Here is a 639-nt window from a genome sequence, read left to right as displayed (position 1 = left end):
GACCAACACAAGCATAAGGAACAACACCTAAACCTTCACTAAGAAGATCATAACAAGCATTGACCATGACTGAAGTAGAAGAAACCGCCCTAATCTCAACAACTTCACCACCTTCAATAGTTTTAGCAAGTATCCCAGCCACTATGGTTTTTTCTTCAGGAGTGAGTTTCTTTACTAGGTCTTTGGCTACGGCTGTAGCGTTGTCATCATGAGCAGCATCTGTCTTCCCAGAACCAGGCCATCCTGCCCCTTTTTCCAATACCTCAGTTCTAAAGCCCCTGAGTTGCGTTGCGTTCTCCACCCCACTGCTGTGGCCTACACCACACTGTTTTGCAGCTCCGTCCGTGCCGCTACCTCCATACTTGTTATTGCTGGAAGCCTTACAAACCTTGGTATCGATGATAGGATGAGAGATTTCAACAGCCTTAGCAAAGTGAACAATGTCCTTACCGTTTATTTTGGCAAGAGCAGCAGCAAGCTTGTCAGTCTGATCAGTAACTACATCATAAGCTAACTCCTTAGCTAGTAGATATACTGTATCAGCTTCATCTTCCTTACTACCACTATCTCTAATACCCTTAGTCTTGAAGCGCTCGTAACCAATCTCAAGCTCAACCCTGGCGCCACCAATACCATAAC

Annotated in this window: 1 protein-coding gene; it reads right to left on the bottom strand. The window is 45.2% G+C overall.

Annotated features, from left to right (window positions below; all coding sequences use genetic code 11):
* The coding region (locus KPX09_RS05490) for a P44/Msp2 family outer membrane protein (RefSeq protein WP_249549333.1) at positions 1 to 639 on the bottom strand (639 nt) is incomplete at both ends.

The organism is Anaplasma phagocytophilum, from assembly GCF_023476575.1.
Classification (GTDB): Bacteria; Pseudomonadota; Alphaproteobacteria; order Rickettsiales; family Anaplasmataceae; genus Anaplasma; species Anaplasma phagocytophilum_A.
The sequence above is the reverse complement of the archived record's forward strand: the minus strand, read 5'-3'. Positions and strand labels throughout refer to the sequence as shown.